Genomic DNA, 17,233 nt, shown 5'->3' with positions numbered 1-17,233 from the left:
GAAATACACTCTACTTTCACAGTCACCCCGTTCCGGTCCACATCCGGAGCGGGGTGCTTTTTTATCAAAATCTCTTCATATACATGACACGGTTCCGCTTTACGCCATACTTGACTATCATTTCGCAAATTCGGACAATACCCGACCCGCCGGAACTTGATCCGGCATTTTTTATCATCACCCGCAGCACCTTCGTATGAACAACGTTTCCTACAAACACATCTGGTCCGTGACCTACCCCATCCTCATCAGCCTCCTGATGGAGCAAATGATCGGTATCACGGATACCATGTTCCTTGGCCGATACGGGGAAGTCGAGCTTGGAGCATCCGCCATTGCAGGCGTTTACTATCTCGCCATGTTCGTGGTTGCGTTCGGATTCGGCATCGGAGCCCAAATTATCATGGGGAGGAGAAACGGAGAAGGCCGTTATCGCCAAATCGGCCCCGTCATGGTACAGGGAGCCTTTTTCATGGTCGTCATGGCAGCCGTCATGTTCACTATTTCCCGCATATGGACGCCGGGCATTCTACGTTCCATCATCGAATCGGACGCCATCTACCATGCATCTCTGGAATACCTGAACTGGCGTATCTACGGATTCTTCTTCGCCTTCATCGCCATCATGTTCCGCTCATTCTACGTAGGAATCACCCGGACCAGCGTCCTGACATCCAATTCGCTCATCATGGTCGGTGCCAACGTCCTGCTGAACTATACCCTCATCTTCGGACATTTCGGTTTTCCCCGTCTCGGCATTGCCGGGGCTGCCATCGCATCCTCGATCTCGGAACTCGTCTCCCTCATATTCTTTTTCATTTATACATGGAAGAAAACAGATTTGGAGAAATACGGTTTCACATATGCCTTCCGGTTCCGTCCGCGTCTGTTAAAAGGCATACTTGCCATTTCTTCATGGATGATGGTGCAGAACTTCGTTTCCATGTCGATGTGGTTCATCTTTTTCCTCTCCATCGAACATCTCGGAGAGCGCCCTCTGGCGCTGGTTAACATTACGCGCACCGCTGCCACCGTCTTCTACATGATCGTCAGTTCCTTTGCCTCCACGACAAGCACCCTCGTCAGTAACAGCATCGGAGCCGGAAGAAGCAACGACATCTTCCCTATCTGCACCAAATGCATTAAAATGGCCTCCTTGTTCATTCTACCCCTGATCGCATTCTGCCTGCTATTCCCCGGACTAGTCTCCGGATTCTTCACCAACAACCTTGAACTAGCACAAGAAAGCATTCCCGTCATCCGTGTTATGGCAGCAACCATCATCTTCGTCGTACCGGCATTCATCCTGTTCAGTGCCGTCTCGGGTACCGGTAATACGCGAACGGCTTTCTTCATGGAACTCATCTGTCTTTCCATCTACCTGCTGGCCATCTACGTCATCGTTATCAAACTTAGATCCGACGTCGCCATTTGCTGGCTTACAGACCCTATCTACAGCTTTGCTCTCATCCCAATGGCTTGGATTTACCTCAGAAGAGGAAACTGGCAATCCAAAAAAATCTAATGCCCGGAAACAATTGGATTGCTATATTTCAATAATGATTATAAAAAATAAGCAATGAGCAAAACACTCGAAAATCTCAAAGCAGCAATCATCGGAGAAACCACCGCATCCGCCACTTACGCAGCCTATGCAGCCATTGCCGCTCAGGAAGGGTATCCACTGATCCAGAAGTTGTTCGAAGCAGCTTCGCGTGCGGAATCCATCCACGCGGCCAATCATAACAAAGTGCTCGTGAAACTCGGAGGTGCCATGGAACCCTTTGATATCCAGATCAAAGCCGGCACAACTATTGAAAACCTCAAGGCTGCCATAGCCGGAGAAACCCATGAATTCGAAGTCATGTATCCCGAATTCATCGCCGAAGCGGAAGCTGCCGGAGAAAAAGCCGCCGTACGCACCTTCGTCTGGGCCAACGATACGGAAAAGGAACACGCCAAGTTCTACGGAATCGCCTTGGAAGCCCTGCAGGCCGGCAAACCCGCAGAATTGCCCACCCGGTACTGGATATGCCCCCTTTGCGGCGATACGTTCAGCACCGTAGAAGACATGACCGCCTGCCCTCTTTGTGGAACCAAAGTGGAAAAATTCATCATCATCTCCTGAGAAACGATCTCGGATCAATTCGACACGATCAAAGAACCGGAAAAGCCAAACTTCCTCCGGTTCTTTTTATATATCGGTCGAAGACGTCATTCAATACCCGTTTCCCGGCGGATCTCGTTGGAATAATCACTCAAGTCATCCGCCTCGCACCCTTGAGGCACCCGGGAACGCTTCTTGAGTTCCTCGAAGGTTTCTCCGGGATCATGCAGCAAACTGCCGGCATCAAAGGCATGACGGTCACTCAAACCATTGAGGATGGGGGAAGATTCGTATCTGTTCCTCTTGAGGGTCTGCCGGAATGGAGGGAGAAGAGCCGTCGTGCAATTGTTAGTCAGCGTATTGTAGAATTCCGGAGACTCATTCTGATCCTGAAGAAGCTTGAGAAACTCCACCAAGACGCCCCGGATTTGCTCCGGCTTTAAATTCAACCGATAAAGATATAAGTCTTCCTTGCGGAAATTGGTACGCAGGGCAAATAGATCCCGTTCCGTAGCCGGGATGTACATCAGGTTGAATTGCTTGAACAATCCGGGAATACTGCCCTGCTCCACGCCCTTCGGCAATCGCGTCTCGGCTGAAATGGCAAGATAACGGCCATCGCTAAACCCGAAGGAAAGCATCGTATGCGCCACCATCTCCAAACCATCCCAGTGAGACACGGCAAAATCAAGTGTCCTCACATCGTTAAGGCGAAATGTCTCTGTCCGGTAACATACCTTATATTCATTGGGAGAAATGTAGGAAAAATCCCTCACATTCTCCACCGTCGCCGTATCCGGCCCATCCCACACTACTCGGGGCAATCTTCCCCACGGATCCTGCCACTCCCCGTCATTCGAGGCCGGGTACAAGGCATAAAAACCGAGAAGCCCGCCCAGAAAGCACCAAAACACAGGCATAGCCCAGCGAAACTTCTTGCGTAAAAAAAACAAAACCACGGAATCCGCCGCAAAAAGCCACACCAAGCCCCCCCCTCCGGGAATCATGTAATAGACAATGCCTGCACACCAGACAGCCAGCAATAAGCCAGTCAAAAACAGAACAGACTTGCCCAGCAAAGAACACGCACGACGAATCATAGTCGCCTTAAACTACCTTTCCGGCGCCCACCCGGCAAGACGGATTTTTCCGATATCCGGGGAAAGGTGCTTGCCGCAACTCACTGAAACATGTAGATGAAACGAACCCGCTCATGATCGACGCCCTCAACAATGCCTTTACCTCTCTAAGTTCCTTCCTCTGGGGATGGCCCTTGCTAACCCTCCTGCTCGGCACGCACATCTTCCTCACCATCCGCCTCAAATTCCCGCAAAGACATCTCGTCACGGCACTCAAAATGTATTTTTCCCGTGATGAAGCCAATAAGGAAGGGGACATCTCCCAGTTCAGCGCTCTGATGATCGCCCTGGCAGCCACTGTCGGCACGGGCAACATTATCGGAGTCGCCCTTGCCATCTCCATCGGAGGACCGGGTGCCGTCTTCTGGTGCTGGATCACCGGAATCCTGGGCATGGCCACTCGGTACGGAGAAGGATTGCTGGCCATCAGGTACCGAGTCCGCAGCAGTGACGGACAAATGATGGGAGGTCCCATGTACGTCCTTGAGCGCGGGATGCACTCCAAATCCCTCGGTATCGTCTTCGCCATTCTGACTGCTATCGCCGCCTTCGGTATCGGCAACGTGACCCAGGGTAACGCGGCAGCAACCCTGCTGAATGAAACATGGGCCATTCCCACCTGGCTTTCTGCCTCAGTCCTCACTGTCCTGACCGGTCTGGTCATGCTGGGAGGTATCAAGAGCATTGGTCGGACATGCGCCCTGATGGTTCCCCTGATGGCTGTTTTTTACATCGGAGGGTGTCTGTTCATCCTGATCATGCAGTCCCACCACGTTCTGCCGGCCATCAGTCTCATTCTGGAATCCGCCTTCAGCGGGGAAGCCGTCGAAGGAGGATTCGCAGGAGCAACGTTGATGATGGCCATGCGCGCCGGGGTATCGCGTGGCCTCTTCTCCAACGAGGCCGGTCTGGGTTCGGCTCCGATTGCCTCGGCTGCGGCTAAAACAGCCAATTCCGTCCGCCAGGCTCTCATCTCCTCCACCGGACCGTTCTGGGACACGGTCATCATCTGCGCCTTGACAGGCATTGTCATCACAACGAGCGTCATCGCCCATCCGGACATCTCGTTCACCGATGGCAAAACACTTACATTTAGCGCTTTTTCAAAAATACCCTACATCGGCATGCCACTCCTGACCGTCAGCTTGCTGACCTTCGTCATCTCCACTCTTCTGGGATGGTCCTATTTCGGAGAAAAAGCTATGGAATACCTCGTCGACATCAAATCCGTTTTTCCCTACCGCATCGTCTGGGTTATCCTCGTTTTCGTCGGTTGCATCGCCAAAGTCGAGATGGTATGGAATTTCGCCGACTGCGCCAATGCCCTCATGTGCATCCCCAACCTCATCAGCCTGATCGGCCTTTCCGGAGTCATCGTCGCCGATACCCGGCACTACCTCTGGAACCACCACCTGGACGAACATGATAACACTCCGATTCCGGAAGTCGACTAACTTCCCCTCCTCTATCCGGATTACTCCCACACCTGCCTCTCATGAATTTTCTGGAAATTATCCTGCTAGCCCTGGCTCTCGCCATGGATGCCTTCGTCGTCTCCTTCTCCTACGGTTTGATCATGAAGAGACATCGCCTGGGCAATGCTCTGCGCCTGGGTACAACCACGGGTTGCGGTCAATTCTTAATGCCCGTCATCGGATTTGCTCTCATTTCCGGCGCCTACCGCAACGAATCTCTCCGCGGTATCATAGAATCATGGGATCACTGGATCGCCTTCGGCGTATTCCTCCTTCTCGGCCTGAAAGTCATTCAGGAATCCCGGAATTCATCCGACGATGAAGACGACATCCGCGACGAATCTTCCGGTCTCATTTCCATAGCCACACTGTTTGCCATCGGCATCGCCACCAGCATTGATGCCCTCGTCGCCGGCGGAAGTATCTTCCTCCTCAGTACCCAGCCCTGTTTGACACCGGGTCAATCAGCCGCGCTCTCTCTATTTCCGGCGGCATCACTCATCCCGGCCACCGTCATCGGTCTTGTCACCTTCATGTGCGCAGTCACCGGATTTCTCTCCGCAGGATATTTGCACCGCCTTCCCACACGACTCCTCGGCATTCTGGCCGGACTCGTTCTCATCGGCATAGGTACCCGCATCCTATGGGAACATACCTGCTAGATTCCACGTTCAACTCAACGAAAAAGGCTGCCGGTTTTTGCCGACAGCCTTTCCAAATTCCGGGGAATAACTGAAACAGCCTCCCGGAGAACAAACAATTGTTATTTCTTGTCCTCTGCAGGCTGTCCCTGTCTGGCAGCCTTGTCTTCCTGGATTTTCTTCAGGATTTGTTCCTTATTCTTGCTGATGAAATCCTTCATGCTGGACATCATTTGGGCAGGTTCGCTCTCCGGGGATAGTTTGATAGCTTCGTCCATCACGGCGATGGCTTCGTCAAGCTTGCCTTCTCCCATCAGACTCTGGAAACGGTAATAGCCGATCTTCTGCTTGGTTTCGGGAAGGAGGCCTTCCGTTTCGGCAAATTTGTCCAGAGCCTTCGTTATTTCTGCCGGGGAGGCATCTCTACCAAGGCCATTCATTGCATTCATCAAGGCAACTTCCTGTTCCTGCAATTTCTTGGCAAGGGCATCCGCAGCGCGAAGACCGGAAACATCATCCTTGTCCAATTCGAGGAGTTCCTTTTTCACGTCGCCATAGAAGGTATCCGCATATTCCTTGGGAGCCAGCTTCAGCACCTGACCGAGAGCCTTGATCTTGGCTTCCCCCTCAGATTTGCCGGCTTCCGCCATTGCCTTGTCAATGTCCACCTTGGCTTTCAAAGCATCGGACATAGCCTTCTTGACACTATTCATGTCACGACCACCGACAAATGAACCGAAGGGAACACCCTTGGCATCGGCGAACACGACCGTCGGGAATCCTTCAATGCCATACTTCTGGGCAAGAGCCTGGTTCTTGGCCTTCACTTCAGCCGATTGTTCTTTCTGTCTGGGATAGTCCAGTTCCAGCAGAACGAATTGTTCCGAAGCAGGCCCCGTGAACTCTTCCTTGCTCATGACGTTCTTTTTGAGAGCCATGCAGGGAGGGCACCAGTCGGAACCGGTAAATTCGATTAAAATATTTTTATTCTGTTCGGCAGCTGCCTTTTTGGCTTCGTCCAAATCGGACAACCAGCCGTCAGCGGCAAAAGCGGGAGCGATGCATGCGACAGCTACGGCGAATGGTAGGAATGATTTCATGATTATTGTTCTATCTATGCCATTACGACTTATTTGGCAATCATAACGTTCAAAGAGGGAATACGAATGTCGAATAAAATCAAAAATACCCCGTATAAGGCTACTGGTCATATCGGGAATCGTCCGGAGAATTTGTTAAGTCTTGCAAAGAACCGTCCATGCTTCTAGAGTCCTCGGCATGTATTATATCACCACGGCAATTGACTACACGAATGCGCCGCCCCACATCGGGCACGCCTATGAAAAAGTATTGTCGGATGTTTTGGCTCGCTGGCACCGATTGAAGGGAGAGGAAGTCTTCTTCCTGACCGGCGTGGACCAGCATGGACAAAAAGTTCAGCAAACGGCGGAAAAACGGGGAATCAGCCCCGAACAGCACGCCAATGAAATGACGGAAAAATTCAAAGACCTCTGGCTCCGGCTCGGCCTCCAATACGATGGATGGGCCGCCACCAGCGATCCCCGTCACATCGCCTGCGTCCAGAAAATCCTGACCAACCTCTACGAAAAGGGAGACCTCTACAAAAAGGCATACAAGGGATTCTATTCCGTTCGACAGGAACAATTCCTGACCGACAAGGAACGCAAGGAAGACGGCAGCTTCGGGGAAGAATGGGGAGAAGTCGTTGAAATTGAAGAAGAAAACTGGTACTTCAGTCTCACGAAGTATGCCCAGTGGTTACAGGATTTTATCACATCTTCCGATACGTTCGTCTTGCCGGATTTCCGCAAGAAGGCCGTCATCAATGCTATCAACGATGCTTTCGAATACGATCTTTGCATTTCTCGCCCCAAGACCCGTCTGGCCTGGGGTATCGAAATCCCCTTTGATCCGGATTTCGTCACCTACGTTTGGTTCGACGCCCTGATCAACTACATCTCCTTCGCCGGCTACCTCAAGGAACCCGGCAGCGATCTGCCTGACTTCGACAAGCTGTGGCCCGCCGACTGCGAAGTCATCGGCAAGGATATTCTGGTGCCCGCCCACGGAATCTACTGGCCAGCTATGCTCCATGCCATGGGATTCAGCGATGAGCAAATGCCCTCGCTCCTCGTCCACGGATGGTGGAACATCAATGGTGAAAAAATGTCCAAGTCCATCGGTAATGTCGTTGACCCCAATGTCCTCATCGATGCCTTCGGAAAAGAAGCTCTGCGCTACTACCTCGTCCGTGATATCGTAAGCGGCTACGACTCCGACTTCGATGCGGACCGCCTCGTCATGCTCTACAACACCGAGTTGGCCAACACCTTCGGCAACCTCTGCAACCGCACGCTCGCCATGACCAGGAAGTACCAGGCTGCCTCTTTGACAGCCGTTGGAGACTACGATGACGAGCTCTCCGCCTCACTCCGCAAGTCCATGGCGGACACCGTGGCACAATTCGGCACCCTGATGGATGACAACCAGACATCCAAGGCCCTGGCTGCCCTCAATGCCCACTTGACCGCTTGCAACGTATACCTCCAGCAACAGGCTCCCTGGGAGCTTGCCAAGGACGAAACCCAGGCAGCGCGCATCAACTGCGTGCTACGCCATGTGATCGAATGCTGCGCCCAATCCGCCGTTCTGCTCTCCTGCGTCCTGCCGGAAGCCACCGAACGCATCCTGGGACAGATCAACGCCACGGAAATCTACACGGGCCTCACTCCTGCAGATCTCCGCTGGGGTCTCCTGCCCGACGAACACAACGTCTGCGAAGAAGCTATCCCTGTCTTCCCAAGAATCCTCTCTGAGGAAGAAAAAGCCAAAATCGCGGCAAAAGCGGCAAAAGAAGCTGCTAAGAAGGCGGGACACTAACCCCCCCCGTGATTCCTTTTCAGGAACAGGCGCGATTTTCCCTGACACAGGGAACTCGCGCCTGTTCTCTTTTCCGGTCGCTCACAGTTCACAACTGGCCGGTGCGGCTCATCAGGAAAGCCGTCAGGGTATCCTGCCAGGGAGACTCGGAAGACACGACATTGTAATCCGCATGCACATCAGTACAAGCGCGTGAACATGCCTTCATAAAATCCTGCATCATGGAAGCGTACTCGCCGCGGATCAGATCCGGCTCCGTCATCAACGCCATCCTGCCTTCCATATCCACAAATCGGGTCGGACAATCAATGTCCAGATTTCGCTCTACGGCATCGACGAAATGGAACACGGCCAAATCGTGCTTTTTAAATGACAAATGACGGAGCGCATTTTTCAATGCTACCGCCTCCTCGTACAAATCCGAAAAGACCACAACCAATCCTCGCGCCGGCATCCGTTCCGCCAACTCGTGGAGGGAACGGGCCAGAGTCGTCCTTCCCTCCGGTTGAATGCCGGCCATCTGCTCCATCACTGTCCGTAGCTGTACCGGACGCCGCGACGGAGCCATGTAGAGCCGCAAAGAACCTTCCTGGCTTCCGGCTCCCGCGAAACAAGCGCCCACGGCATCTCCCTGACGAATAGCAAGGCTGGCCAGATTAGCCGCCATGCAACAGGCTTTCTCATATTTCGACGGCTTGCTTCCCGGACCAGGGAAAGCCATCGACCCGGACACGTCGATCACGAACATAGCACGAAGATTCGTATCCGACTCATACTCTTTGACATAATATCGGTCGGAACGTGCATAAGCCTTCCAATCCAATCGGCGAGTATCATCCCCGGGTACATATTTACGGTATTCCGCAAACTCCACGGAAACTCCGTGACTCAAGCTCCGATGACGTCCTGAAACGGATCCGGACACACTTCGGCGGGCCTCCAGGGGAACGTTCCCCAGGCGGGACAGCCAGTCATGATCCAGATAGCGTTCCATCATGCAGGATTACTCCTTCAGTTCGCCGATGAGGCGTTTAATGACCAAAGCCGGAGTCAATCCCTGGGATTCCGCCGCAAAATTCGTTACAATACGATGGATCAGCACCGGTTCCGCCATGGCATCAATATCCTCCTGTCGCACCATATAGCTGCCCAGCAAGGCGGCACGTGCCTTCGCACCGAGGATCAGGTATTGGACGGCACGAGGCCCTGCCCCCCAGCTGACAAATTCTTTCACCCAGTCCGGTGACTCTTCCAGCCCTGGACGGGAGGCACGGACCAGTTTGACAACGTAGTCATAACAATGTTCCGGCACAGGAATACGGCGCACCAATTGCTGAAAAAAGATGATTTCCTCACCGGACAACACGGGAGCCGGGGGCTTGACCTCCCCTCCGGTCGTTTCCCGTGCAATGCGCAATTCCTCGTCAAAGCCAGGGTAATCCACCTCGATCAGAAACATGAAGCGATCCAACTGTGCTTCCGGCAAAGGATAAGTTCCCTCCTGTTCGATGGGATTCTGGGTTGCCAGAACAAAAAACGGACGCGGTAGCTCGAACGTGCGTCCCATAACGGTCACCCGGTGTTCCTGCATGGCCTCCAACATAGCGGACTGGGTCTTCGCCGGTGCACGGTTGATCTCGTCCGCCAGCACAATATGAGAAAACACCGGACCTTTGACAAATTCGAACATACGTTTGCCCCCCAGCCCGGCATCCTGGATGATATCCGTCCCGGTGATGTCGGACGGCATCAGATCCGGCGTAAATTGAATGCGGTTAAACGATAAATCAAGAGATTTAGCCACAGAACCGACAAGCAGGGTTTTCGCCAGCCCGGGCACCCCCATCAGCAAGGCATGACCTCCGGCAAAAAGCGACACGGACACCAGTTCCAGCACGCGTTGCTGGCCGATGATCGTCTTGCCAAGTTCCCGGCGGAGATCACCATAAACCGCTCCCAGGCGATCGATGGACTCCACATCATCCGTCGGCAGTGAAGAGGATTGCATCATGCGGACGCTTTACCATGATCCCCGGAGTTTGGCACGGAGAAATTCTGTCTTTGTCCGTTTCCGGGCTTGGAAAAACCCGTGCGGCAGTGTAGGTATCGTGACATATGCCGAAGGTCGCTCTCATCCAATTGTCCGCAGACGAATCACCCGCCGTCAACAAAGCTCGCACCGAGGATGCCATCCGTCAGGCCGCCGCTAACGGAGCACAGATCATTTGTACTCAGGAACTCTTCACGACCCAATACTTCTGCAGGACGGAAGACTGCGAGTTCTTCGACCTTGCAGACCCTCTCCCGGGTCCTCTGACAGAAGCCCACCAGAGCCTTGCCGCCGAGCTTGGCGTCGTAATCGTCGCTTCCGGCTTTGAAAAACGCGCCACCGGTCTCTACCACAACACCGCCTGGGTTATCGACGCAGACGGTTCCTTCCTCGGCCTGTACCGCAAAATGCACATCCCGCAAGACCCCGGATTCGAAGAAAAATTCTACTTCACGCCCGGCGACCTGGGCTACAAGGCATTCAAAACGAAATTCGGAACAATAGGTGTCCTGATCTGCTGGGACCAGTGGTACCCGGAAGCAGCCAGGCTGACGGCTCTGGAAGGGGCCGAGATCCTCTTCTACCCCACCGCCATCGGCTGGCTCCCCGAAGAAAAACCCTTGCTCGGCGAAGCACAACACTGCGCCTGGGAAACCGTCCAGCGCGGCCACGCCGTCGCCAACGGATGCTATGTCTGCGCCATCAACCGCGTCGGAACCGAAGGCAACAGCGAATTCTGGGGACAAACTTTCATCTCGGACTTCTACGGGCAAATCATTGCCAAGGCTCCCGTCTCCGAAGAAACCATCCTCTATGCCGACATCGACCTGAAGGCCTTGGAAGACCACCGCCGCATCTGGCCTTTCTTCCGTGACCGCCGCATTGAAACCTACGGCGGCATTACCAGACGCTGGGGACATTAACACCTCCCCTCCTACTCCCCCCAAGACCCCCATGAGAGAACGTATCGAACAGTTCCAAATGTTCCTGGCCGCGGAACGGGGGTTAAGTACATCCTACCAGCTTTCCGTCCTTCAAAGCCTGGAACACCTCGCAAAATGGATGGAAAGCCAATCCCTCACTCTGGAGGATATCTCTCTGGTCCGTCTGGTCGATTTCATGGATTTTCTCGCGGACGGTTCCCGCAAGCGCAGTACCAGGCGCGTTGAGATGGTTCACGTCCGCATCTTCTTCCGTTGGCTTCATATGCGGCATTTCCTGCCGACGGATCCGGCGGCACTCCTTGATTCCGCGCAACCTGAAATACAATTGCCCGAGACACTCGACGAAGAAACCGTCCGTATCCTTCTGGAAAGTATCTCTCCGGACAACCTCCCCCTCGGCGCCCGCGACCGCGCCATTCTGGAACTCCTGTACGCCAGCGGACTCCGAGTCAGCGAACTGACCAGCCTCCGCCTGGAACACTACGATGCCGGAGAACGTTTTCTGCGCGTCACCGGAAAGGGAGACAAAACGCGGTTTGTCCCCGTGGGTGAACAAGCCGCCGCCGCCATCGCCTTCTACCTGGAACGCTCCCGCCCGAAACTCGTCGGTAAAAAAACAAGGAGTCACATGTTCCTATCTCGCAGGGGGACGGCACTCACACGCGAAAGAATCCGCCAGATCATCCGCGAACGCGCCGCAGCCGCAGGATTGGACGAACACGTCTACCCGCACCTTCTGCGCCATTCCTTCGCTACCCATCTTCTACATAACGGAGCCGATCTGCGCATCATCCAGGAACTCCTCGGTCATGCCGACATCTCCACCACCCAAATCTACACCCATGTGGACGATGCCGCTCTGCGTTCTATCCACCACCGCTTTCATCCAAGGGGTTAGACTGCCTTGCAAGAACGGCCTTCTCGCTTTACTTCTTGCGGAATTGGCGGATATTGTGACTATGTTCTCCGAGCGACTGTTCCATCCCTTGCTGCTGCTTGCGACCATCATCCTGCCCTCCGCCTGTGCCGCTCCCCCAACCGCCGGGGAAAAAGCCCCTTCGGATGCGGAGGTTACCGTGCTATCGCAGGAAGACAGGAAACTTATACGCCAAACAGCCGTGTTCTCCTGGATGATGAACTACTACAAGAACCCCAACCCTGAAAGCTTTACAAAAAAAATCGGGGAACTATCCCGCGCCGGTATCCTGGACTCATCCGACTTCATGATGGGCACCCTCGGTTTTGTCTCGCGCCTTTTCATGGACCACGACGACATGGTACCGGAATGGATGGAGGAAGCAGGCAAGCTCCCCCCGCGCCAGCAACTTGTCTTCATCGCCTCCCTGCGTATGTGCAACACGCCGACAACCAATGCCATTCTGGATGACAAAGTCACCGACGGCAACGAGGTAAGCAGGATCTATCAGAACATCATGTCTTTGGAAGACGACCAATTCTTCACCCCTCAGAATCTGAAAAAAATCCCGGCTAAAGACTTCAACTACGACCTCGTTCCCTTCTGCTGGCAGTCTTTCTTTGCCTCGGGACGGGAAGAATACATCCGCTACATCATGCAATACGCCACGGAGCCATCATCCGGCGACGGACAGGATGCCAACCGCCTTACGGCCAGAACCAGCATACTCGGGTTCTCCGAAAGCCATCCGCTCATCAAAAAGATTGCCGACGATTACCTCTCCACTCTTCCAGAAGGAACTCGCAAACAATTTTTAGCCAACAAGTCGGACAATCTCCGCAAAGACAATCTGGTCCCGCCCTCATCGAATAAGACATCCCATGAATCCTGACCACCCGGAAGCCCCACGCATCCTGTTCGAAGGGAAATTCCTGCGTCTTATCAAGGAAGGACACTGGGAATACGTTGAACGAGTCCGCGCCAACGGAGCCGTCATGGTCATAGCCGTCACTCCGGAGAAGGAACTCATCCTCGTCGAAGAATACCGGTATCCCCTTCATTCCATAACGATCGGACTCCCGGCCGGTATCTCCGGCGACGAAGGCCCGGAAAGCCTTGAAAACTCCGCACGGCGGGAACTGTTGGAAGAAGCCGGGTACCAGGCACGCGATATGGTTCATCTCTGCACGGGGCCGTCATCGCCCGGTCTGACAACAGAAATGATCAGCTTTTTCATGGCCACCGGTCTCACGAAAATATCAAGTGGCGGCGGAGTCGACAACGAAGACATCACCGTCCACCATGTCCCGCTTGACACTATCGACAAATGGATATCAGATCAATTGGCCCAAGGTAAAATCCTGGATCCCAAGGTTTACCTCGGACTCCACTTCCTGCACCGTTGACGGTACGTCTAGTCCGTCCCGGCGCCAAGAGGCAGAGTCAGGAGAAACGCGGCACCGGACAAGTTGCTCCGTTCCAGCTTCAAATCCCCCCCCAGGGAACGTGCCAGGCCACGTGCCAGGGAAAGCCCCAGTCCCACGCCGGGCTTGCGTCCCAGTTCGGCTTCCCGTGAACGGCGGAAGGGTTCGAACACCAATTTCCTATTCTTGGAAGAAATTCCCGGACCGTTATCTCGGAAATGCACCATCAAATACTCGCCCCCGACTTGTACATTCAATCGGGCTTCCGACGCAATCGATGCATCCCCTCTCCCATACTTGATTGTATTGGTTACCAAGTTATCCATGATCTGCTCTACCGCCAGCACGTCCGTACGAAGCAGACGGATGCGAACCGCATGGGGAATAGAGCATGAAAACTCGAATCCGGCCTTCTCCAGGCGTTCCTTCATCCGCTCCGCAATCGGTTCCAGCAATTCCTCCACGCTCACCGTATCGCGCATAGGGCGACCGCCTCCTTTCTGGAGACGGGCATAGGCCAGGACATTTTCAACCATGTGTTCCAGCCTCCGGCACTCGCGCCGGAGCGAAGCGTAATACTCCGGCAGCTTGGACGGAGCCAGCATGCCGTCCTCCAGCATCTCCGCGGTAAGAGAAATAGACGTCAGGGGGGTTCTCAACTCATGCGTCACCGTAGCGACGAAATCCGCCCGGCGTTGTTCCAACCGCATCATCGCCAGCAAAAGAGCCACCAATCCGGAAGCCGACAACACAGCAACAACCCACGCCCCCGCCAAAGTCCAGCGCAGAACGGACATGCCCGGACTATATCCGTCGGCCAATCTGTCTCCCGGAAGAAACCTGATCGGCAGGAATCCTAGAACAAACCCGCCCTGCCCGTCCTCTATCGGAACCAGATCTCCTCCCGGCAAAATCGGATTCACCGTCGAAAGAAGCATCGCCTTCAATCTCTCCCAGCGGAATACCAACCCTTCCGCGCCCATGCCGTCCGGCATCATCACCGGACGCAGAGCAAATAAATCCCCATCCTGCCAGAAAACGGTAAAACCCGAACCTGCCGCTTCCGTAGCAGAACTATACCTGGCATCAGTCCGCTCGGAGGAAAAACGACGCATTCCCTGCAACAGCGATCCCCCCAAATGAGATTTTCCCACGGCTGCAGCCAGCCATTCCGGATCGGATTCCGGCGTAGAAATCTTTCCAGACGGAAACACCACCAGATATCCCCTGACATACGCCGGTTTTTCCTGAGCCAAAGCCGTCAGAACCATGTTGGAAAGGGCCTGCTCCCCCTGGGCCGAAGAAACACCGTCCTTCAAGGCAATAGCCTCATGCAGGTCAACCCACCGGGATTGCTCCGCCGCCAGCAGGGAACTCATGCGGGCATCCATCTCCCGGGACACGGCACGGGACCAGCTGCCGAGTCTCTTTCCATACTCGTCCTGTACCCGATCATTCTCGGAAGCAACCAGGGACCAGCTTAACCACGCCAGCACACCGAAAACGGGAACCAGGCAAAACAGCAACAGATAGAGACGCCCTTTCTTCACCGTGGTCATTCCCCTCGTCCAGTCTTCCAGCAATATCCCTGTCCTCGCACCGTCTCCAGGCACCCGGCTGCCTGCCCCAGCTTGCTGCGCAAGCGGACAATCGTCATCTCCACAGACTTGGTTTCCACAAGCCGGGGATCCATATCCCAAACGCGCCGCAGCAATTCATCGCGCGACACCAGCCGCCCCTCGTGCGTTCCGAGGTAAACCAGCAAATCGTATTCACGGCTCGTCAGCACCGCTTCCGTCCCGTCGTCGAACTCTACCGCCTTGCGGACGGCATTCAGGCGGGCATGCGGCACCGTGACTTCCCGTACTGCCTTCGGCCGTTCCGGAGAACGTCTCAGAACTGCTTCTATACGCGCCAAAAGTTCCCTGATGCTAAACGGTTTGACGACATAATCATCCGCTCCCAGCTTGAGCCCTCGGATCCTGTCCTCCTCATCACTGCGGGCCGTCAGCATAATAGCCGGCACTCCAGGGCATTCCCGTCCCATCAGAGCCAGCACCTCAAAACCATCCGCACCGGGCATTCCTACATCCAGCAAGGCCAGGTCAAACGCTCCTCCGCTCTGGATAGCACGGCACGCAACAGCACCATCCTCACAAGCAATCACGGAATATCCCGCCATTTCAAGAGCATCTGAAACAACATTGCGAATATTTTCATCATCTTCTGCCAGGAGAATGCGGTATGATTGAGCCATGTTCCCATTCAACAGCTTTCCCTCCGCTTTGGAAAGGCAAAAAGCATTCTCCGATCAAGCTCGGGAAAAACGGGACACAGAGCTTGCGAAGGCAGGATAAAATTTGCATAATCGTCCTTGTATGAAAATCGCCGTGATCGGAAAAGGAGGCCGTGAACACGCCCTCGTCAAAGCACTCAAGGATTCCCCCTCTTCTCCCGAAATCTTCAGTTTCCCGGGAAGCGATGCCATCAACAAACTGGCTACCCCAATTCCGGTCAAAGACATGCATGAACTCGTCGCGTGGATGAAGGACAACACCATTGACCTCTGCGTTGCAGGAGAAGAAAGCTACCTGGTCAAAGATGAAGGCCTCGCCAATTGCTGCCGCGAAGCGGGTATTCCCTGCTGGGGGCCCGTCAAGGAAAGCGCCCAATTGGAAGCCAGCAAGGAATTCGCCAAAGACTTCCTCCTCCGCCACAACATCCCCACCGGCATGGCTCGTGTCGCCGCAAACATTGAAGAAGCCCGGGCCTTCATCAACAACACCTACCCCACAGTCCTGAAATTCGACGGTCTGGCCGCCGGAAAAGGCGTCGCCGTCTGCCCGGATGAGTCAACAGCCGAGGAGTTCCTCAAGGAAGTCTTCACCGACAATCGTTTCGGTCCCGGTCGTCTTTTGGTTGAAGAATTCCTGACCGGTCCGGAAGTTTCCATCTTCGGAGCCCTGGTAGACGACCATTACCTCATCCTCTGCCCCGCCCGCGACTACAAGCGCCTTCAGGAAAACGACCTTGGTCCCAACACCGGAGGCATGGGAGCCGTCGCCTCGCGCCAGCTCGTCACCCCCGGCATGCTGGAACTCATCGAATGCGATATCGTCGCCCCGACGGTCGCCGGCCTCCGCCAGGACGGCCTCCCCTACCGCGGCTTCCTGTACTTCGGCCTCATGCTGACGCCGAACGGCCCCAAAGTCATTGAATACAACTGCCGTTTCGGAGATCCCGAATGCCAAGCCGTAATGCCCCTTTTGAAAGGCGACCTCGCCCAGTTCTGTCTCAAGGGAGCCCAGGGAGAATTCGCCCCATCGCTCATTTCCTTCGATAACGGCTGGAGCGTCTGTTGCGTACTCGCCTCCGCCGGATATCCTGCGTCGTCCCATTCCGGAGACGCCATCCTGGGGCTCGACAACGTAGACAGAGGCTTCGTCTATCATGCCGGCACCAAATGGGACGACGCACGCCAGTGCTACGTTACCAACGGAGGACGCGTCCTTGCCGTCGTCGCTCAGGGAGCCACCCTCGACGAAGCTCGTAAACTTGCCCACAGCGAAACCGACAAGGTCACTTTCGATGGTTTTCAGCGCCGATCGGACATCGCCTACGCCTCTTTCGAATAAA

At 54.6% G+C, this 17,233-nt stretch carries 16 protein-coding genes; 10 read left to right on the top strand and 6 right to left on the bottom strand.

All coding sequences use genetic code 11. The features are described from left to right. Positions 1 to 196 precede the first annotated feature (196 nt). The gene (locus tag QET40_RS00860) at positions 197 to 1,525 is read left to right on the top strand and encodes an MATE family efflux transporter (protein ID WP_280125274.1); all 1,329 of its coding nucleotides are present in this window, start codon (positions 197 to 199) and stop codon (positions 1,523 to 1,525) included. A gap of 54 nt (positions 1,526 to 1,579) precedes the next feature. Then, the gene (locus QET40_RS00855; RefSeq protein WP_280125273.1) at positions 1,580 to 2,128 is read left to right on the top strand and encodes a rubrerythrin family protein; all 549 of its coding nucleotides are present in this window, start codon (positions 1,580 to 1,582) and stop codon (positions 2,126 to 2,128) included. Positions 2,129 to 2,214: 86 nt separating this feature from the next. On the opposite strand, the gene QET40_RS00850 is transcribed toward QET40_RS00855, so the two are convergent. After that, complete coding sequence (locus QET40_RS00850; RefSeq protein WP_280125272.1) at positions 2,215 to 3,207, bottom strand: DUF4105 domain-containing protein; 993 nt, start codon at positions 3,205 to 3,207, stop codon at positions 2,215 to 2,217. A gap of 113 nt (positions 3,208 to 3,320) precedes the next feature. Between QET40_RS00850 and QET40_RS00845 the strand changes: the two genes are divergently transcribed. Next, positions 3,321 to 4,700 (top strand): sodium:alanine symporter family protein, encoded by a 1,380-nt coding sequence (locus QET40_RS00845; protein WP_280125271.1) that lies wholly within the window; start codon positions 3,321 to 3,323, stop codon positions 4,698 to 4,700. Between the two features lie 41 nt (positions 4,701 to 4,741). Continuing rightward, positions 4,742 to 5,383 carry a manganese efflux pump gene (locus QET40_RS00840; RefSeq protein ID WP_280125270.1) on the top strand — a complete coding sequence of 214 codons (642 nt, stop codon included), beginning with the start codon at positions 4,742 to 4,744 and terminating at the stop codon, positions 5,381 to 5,383. A gap of 101 nt (positions 5,384 to 5,484) precedes the next feature. On the opposite strand, the gene QET40_RS00835 is transcribed toward QET40_RS00840, so the two are convergent. Then, a complete protein-coding gene (locus QET40_RS00835; RefSeq protein ID WP_280125269.1) occupies positions 5,485 to 6,462 on the bottom strand; it encodes a thioredoxin family protein in 978 nt (325 codons plus the stop codon). A 178-nt stretch (positions 6,463 to 6,640) separates the two neighbouring features. Here QET40_RS00835 and metG point away from each other — a divergent pair, with 178 nt between their 5' ends. Next, the gene (gene metG, locus QET40_RS00830) at positions 6,641 to 8,263 is read left to right on the top strand and encodes a methionine--tRNA ligase (RefSeq protein WP_280125268.1); all 1,623 of its coding nucleotides are present in this window, start codon (positions 6,641 to 6,643) and stop codon (positions 8,261 to 8,263) included. Positions 8,264 to 8,351: 88 nt separating this feature from the next. Here metG and QET40_RS00825 read toward each other — a convergent pair whose 3' ends face one another. After that, complete coding sequence (locus QET40_RS00825) at positions 8,352 to 9,260, bottom strand: DUF58 domain-containing protein (protein WP_280125267.1); 909 nt, start codon at positions 9,258 to 9,260, stop codon at positions 8,352 to 8,354. A 6-nt stretch (positions 9,261 to 9,266) separates the two neighbouring features. Further along, positions 9,267 to 10,271, bottom strand: coding sequence for a MoxR family ATPase (locus QET40_RS00820; RefSeq protein ID WP_345783036.1), 1,005 nt, complete (start codon positions 10,269 to 10,271; stop codon positions 9,267 to 9,269). Positions 10,272 to 10,378: 107 nt separating this feature from the next. Here QET40_RS00820 and QET40_RS00815 point away from each other — a divergent pair, with 107 nt between their 5' ends. From QET40_RS00815 to QET40_RS00800, 4 genes are read left to right on the top strand one after another with little or no spacing between them, the layout of a single operon-like run. Beyond that, on the top strand, positions 10,379 to 11,236 hold the full coding sequence (locus tag QET40_RS00815) for a carbon-nitrogen hydrolase (protein WP_280125265.1): 858 nt from the start codon (positions 10,379 to 10,381) through the stop codon (positions 11,234 to 11,236). A gap of 31 nt (positions 11,237 to 11,267) precedes the next feature. Next, complete coding sequence (locus tag QET40_RS00810; RefSeq protein WP_280125264.1) at positions 11,268 to 12,155, top strand: tyrosine recombinase; 888 nt, start codon at positions 11,268 to 11,270, stop codon at positions 12,153 to 12,155. Beyond that, a complete protein-coding gene (locus tag QET40_RS00805; protein ID WP_280125263.1) occupies positions 12,067 to 13,065 on the top strand; it encodes a hypothetical protein in 999 nt (332 codons plus the stop codon). The genes QET40_RS00810 and QET40_RS00805 overlap by 89 nt, the downstream gene beginning before the upstream one ends. Next, positions 13,055 to 13,579 carry an NUDIX hydrolase gene (locus QET40_RS00800; RefSeq protein ID WP_280125262.1) on the top strand — a complete coding sequence of 175 codons (525 nt, stop codon included), beginning with the start codon at positions 13,055 to 13,057 and terminating at the stop codon, positions 13,577 to 13,579. The genes QET40_RS00805 and QET40_RS00800 overlap by 11 nt, the downstream gene beginning before the upstream one ends. An 8-nt stretch (positions 13,580 to 13,587) precedes the next feature. Here QET40_RS00800 and QET40_RS00795 read toward each other — a convergent pair whose 3' ends face one another. Both QET40_RS00795 and QET40_RS00790 read right to left on the bottom strand, forming a co-directional pair. Continuing rightward, positions 13,588 to 15,156, bottom strand: a complete 1,569-nt coding sequence (locus tag QET40_RS00795; RefSeq protein WP_280125261.1) for a HAMP domain-containing sensor histidine kinase — start codon at positions 15,154 to 15,156, stop codon at positions 13,588 to 13,590. Continuing rightward, complete coding sequence (locus tag QET40_RS00790; protein ID WP_280125260.1) at positions 15,153 to 15,854, bottom strand: response regulator transcription factor; 702 nt, start codon at positions 15,852 to 15,854, stop codon at positions 15,153 to 15,155. The genes QET40_RS00795 and QET40_RS00790 overlap by 4 nt, the downstream gene beginning before the upstream one ends. Before the next feature lie 121 nt (positions 15,855 to 15,975). Here QET40_RS00790 and purD point away from each other — a divergent pair, with 121 nt between their 5' ends. Continuing rightward, the gene (gene purD, locus QET40_RS00785; protein ID WP_280125259.1) at positions 15,976 to 17,232 is read left to right on the top strand and encodes a phosphoribosylamine--glycine ligase; all 1,257 of its coding nucleotides are present in this window, start codon (positions 15,976 to 15,978) and stop codon (positions 17,230 to 17,232) included. Position 17,233: the final 1 nt, after the last annotated feature.

This window comes from Akkermansia sp. N21169, from assembly GCF_029854675.1.
In the GTDB taxonomy this organism is placed as follows: Bacteria; Verrucomicrobiota; Verrucomicrobiia; order Verrucomicrobiales; family Akkermansiaceae; genus Akkermansia.
This window is presented reverse-complemented; position numbering and strand designations above follow the sequence as displayed.